This is a genomic window from Microcystis sp. M090S1 (assembly GCF_020246295.1).
In the GTDB taxonomy this organism is placed as follows: Bacteria; Cyanobacteriota; Cyanobacteriia; order Cyanobacteriales; family Microcystaceae; genus Microcystis; species Microcystis aeruginosa.
This window is the reverse complement of record NZ_JADBTF010000284.1, coordinates 1-3,637: the sequence shown is the minus strand read 5'-3', so window position 1 is coordinate 3,637 and position 3,637 is coordinate 1. Positions and strand designations below refer to the sequence as shown.

Here is a 3,637-nt window from a genome sequence, read left to right as displayed (position 1 = left end):
TATATAGAAAGGCATTTAGCGATTTTTGTCAATTGTTTTTGATCTAGAGCGAACTAATCAATTAAGTCTCTTACCAGATAAGGATTTAGTCGATTTATGCCCCCCTATCGAACCATACCAAGTAACGAAGAACCATAAATAACTAATTAACTTAAAACTTACATCTGATAACTGATAACTGATAACTGATAACTGATAACTGATTAGCGGGTAGAGATTTGGAGCGTTTCTGGTTTACTTAAATCGCCGGTAATAGTTAAACTGCGCCGATTAGCGTTGAGATGACGGACAATTTTATAGATAGCCTCAACTTGGTCACTAGCGCCGATTTTGGCCGCTAGAGTGGCTAGGTCAAGAGAAGTTCCCGTTTCCCGAACAACTTGCACGATTTTTCTCTGTAAATCCAGAATGGAAGCGGCGGCTTTTTTCCCTGCTTCTACCCCGGGTTGATGGTAGGCGTTAATGTTAACTAAACTAGCATAGAAACTAACGGCCCGTTCGTAGAGGGCGATCAAGGCCCCTACCTGACGGGGAGTAACCTCTGGGATAGTGATAGTGATAGAGTGACGACTATTTTCGTATAAAGCTTGTCGAGTACCTTGCAGTAATCCTGAGAGGAAATCGCCAGCAGTGGAGCCGGTTTCCACTTCTATCGAATCTCCTTGCCGGTCTTTTAACACTTCAATAAAAGTAGCGAAAAAATTGGGAACACCTTCGCGTAATTGTTGGACGTAGGCGTGTTGGTCGGTGGAACCTTTGTTACCATAGACGGCGATCCCTTGGTACACCTTATTCCCATCGAGGTCTTTTTCTTTACCGAGGGACTCCATTACCAATTGTTGCAGATAGCGGCTAAAGAGATAGAGACTGTCTTTGTAGGGCAGAATCACCATATCTTTCTCTCCCTTGCCATTGCCCTCATGATACCAAGCTAGAGCAAGTAGGGCGCTAGGATTTTTTTTCAGGTTATGGACGCGGGTGGCGATGTCCATTTCTTTGGCCCCGGCTAACATTTCATCGATGTCGATACCCTGCAAAGCGGCCGGGAGAAGACCGACGGCGGATAGTTCTGATGTACGACCACCGACCCAATCCTGCATGGGGAAACGAGTTAGCCAATCTTGGGCGTATTTGTCCAGTTGGCTACCCGGCATAGTGACGGCGACCGCGTGTTGCGGAAAGTCTAAATCTTGTTTTTCGTAAGCGTTGCGGACCTCTAACATTCCGTTTCTCGCTTCGGGAGTGCCGCCGGATTTACTGGTGACGATAACGAGGGTGGTAGCTAAGGGTAAATGGGCTAGGGTGCGATCGATGCCTTTAGGGTCGGTATTATCAATAAAAGCAATCTCTAAGGGGGGAAAATCGGGCGCTAGAGCCGAACCGACGAATTGGGGACCCAAAGCAGACCCCCCGATGCCTAAACAGAGAATATGGGTGAATTTTGCCCGATTGGGTGGCTTAATCGCTCCGGAGTGAATTTTATTGACAAATTCTTTGATCTGTGCTACGGGTTCGGTGATTTCGGCCCGCAATTCCTGGTTAGGAGCGAGTTCAGGAGCGCGCAGCCAGTAGTGGCCGACCATACGCTGTTCGTCGGGATTAGCGATCGCACCCTGTTCTAAAGCTGCCATATCTTGGAAAGCGCGCTCAAATTTTGCTTCTAGACCTTTGAGAAAAGCCTCATCGAAGGGAATCCGACTGACATCGAGATAAAGTTCTAGGTTAGGGTGATAGTATAACCAATCTTGGTAACGTTGCCAGAGTTGCAGATTATCCATAAAAAAAAGCGAAATTTTTGTTTAATTACTCGTTTAGGAGAGATAGGATTCTATCCTCTCCAATCATCATACAGGTAGTTTTAGACTAGAAGATGACGGTTAAGCATATATTAGGGGTTGGCAAAATACTAACAGTGACTGAACTATCCCCTAATTGTTCGGTTTGCTGGTGTTGGCTGTTGATTTTTTAACCGGTCCTATGGCTATCTACTCATCCCCTCTCAAAATCGGTAACTTAGAAGTGCATAGCCGCGTCTTGCAATCACCTTTATCCGGTGTCACCGATTTAGTTTTTCGGCGCTTGGTGAGGCGTTTTGCTCCCGATTCCATGCTCTATACCGAGATGGTCAATGCGACAGAAATCTCCCGGCTGCAAGAGTTACCGCAATTGATGGTTATCGGGGACAAAGAACAACCAATTAGTATGCAATTATTTGATTGCCGTCCCGATTTTATGGCTGTGGCGGCGGAAAAAGCGGTTAAAGAAGGAGCGATGACCATCGATATTAATATGGGTTGTCCTGTTAATAAAATTACTAAAAAAGGCGGCGGTTCTTCGCTTTTACGACAGCCAGAAATTGCCGAGCAAATTGTTAGGGAAGTGGTGAGAGCGGTATCGGTGCCAGTAACGGTGAAAACTCGCTTGGGATGGAACGCTCAGGAGATTAATATTATCGATTTTGCCCGTCGCTTGGAAGATGCGGGAGCGCAAATGTTGACCCTGCACGCACGCACTAGGGAACAGGGTTATCACGGTCCAGCCGATTGGCAATGGATTAAACGGGTGAAGGAGGTTTTATCGATTCCTGTCATTGCTAATGGTGATATTGTTTCTGTGGAAGCGGCGATTAATTGTTTGGAATTTACCCGGGCCGATGGGGTGATGTGTTCGCGGGGAACCCTCGGTTATCCCTATTTAGTGGGGGAAATCGATTATTACCTCAAAACAGGCAAAAAGTTGCCGAAACCCACCTCTATTGACCTGTTAAGCCTAGCTAAAGAGCATTTACAGGGGCTATGGCTATACAAGGGACAACGCGGTATCTGGCAAGCGCGGAAACATTTGGCTTGGTATTGTCAGGATTTTACCGGTGCGGCGGTTTGGCGCGAGCGGTTTTCGCTCATCGAATCCCTGGGGGAGGGCTGTGATTTAATTGATGGAGCTATTGCCCAATTAAACCTTGAAAACGAGAATATTTACAGATATAGTTATTTCAAATAAAAACGAGACACTAGGCGACACAATAAGTACGAATAATTTCATCAAGGGGTGTACCTACAGGAGCATACATTCTTGCTCTCTTTAATGCACTAAAATCATGTTCGATGCAATAAAGTCTTTTTTTCCCTTTCTTCTCCCAGCGACAAGGTTCTCTCTTTTTCCTCGTTTTCCTTGTCTATCTCCAAAGACTTTCTTCCCTTTTTTTGACCAAGCATAAAAACAGGCTTGAAATTCTTCAAACCCTGACTCATCAATAAATACAAGGCTTTCACTTCTATACATTTTAATCAATTCTCTCAGCACTCTGTAGTATTTCATTCTTTCTTCTCGGTTTCTTTCTCTATAACGAAGTTCCTTCTTTTTTCTGGTAACTTTCATGTTTTTTAAGGCATAGCAAATGGCACTTGGTCTCACTCCAAACTTCTCGGCTCTGTCTCTTAATCTTGCCTCGGGATCTCGGGAAGGGAGCATCTCACTTACGCGATGAGTAATTATACTTAGCCTAAAAGCCACTCTTAATCGTGTCTTGGAACGAAATAGAGGCTTTTAAATACTGCGTACATGTAGAATTAAAACAAGAATTACCCTCGAAAAGCCTATTTTTCCACTAAGTATTTATGCTCATTGCAAAGGTGAG

2 protein-coding genes and 1 pseudogene are annotated in these 3,637 nt (G+C 44.8%); 1 reads left to right on the top strand and 2 read right to left on the bottom strand.

The annotated features are described in order from the left end of the window. Positions 1 to 203: 203 nt before the first annotated feature. The gene (locus tag IM477_RS12500; RefSeq protein WP_287731991.1) at positions 204 to 1,778 is read right to left on the bottom strand and encodes a glucose-6-phosphate isomerase; all 1,575 of its coding nucleotides are present in this window, start codon (positions 1,776 to 1,778) and stop codon (positions 204 to 206) included. Between the two features lie 199 nt (positions 1,779 to 1,977). On the opposite strand from IM477_RS12500, the gene dusB reads away from it, so the two are divergent. After that, positions 1,978 to 3,000, top strand: a complete 1,023-nt coding sequence (gene dusB, locus IM477_RS12495; protein WP_287731990.1) for a tRNA dihydrouridine synthase DusB — start codon at positions 1,978 to 1,980, stop codon at positions 2,998 to 3,000. A 10-nt stretch (positions 3,001 to 3,010) separates the two neighbouring features. Here dusB and IM477_RS12490 read toward each other — a convergent pair. Further along, a pseudogene (locus tag IM477_RS12490) lies at positions 3,011 to 3,456 on the bottom strand (IS630 transposase-related protein); the annotation flags it as partial. Positions 3,457 to 3,637: the final 181 nt, after the last annotated feature.

Coding starts and splice junctions, on each gene's coding strand:
- dusB (WP_287731990.1), top strand. CDS start 1,978: ATGGCTATCTACTCATCCCCTCTCAAAATCGGTAACTTAGAAGTGCAT.
- IM477_RS12500 (WP_287731991.1), bottom strand. CDS start 1,778: ATGGATAATCTGCAACTCTGGCAACGTTACCAAGATTGGTTATACTAT.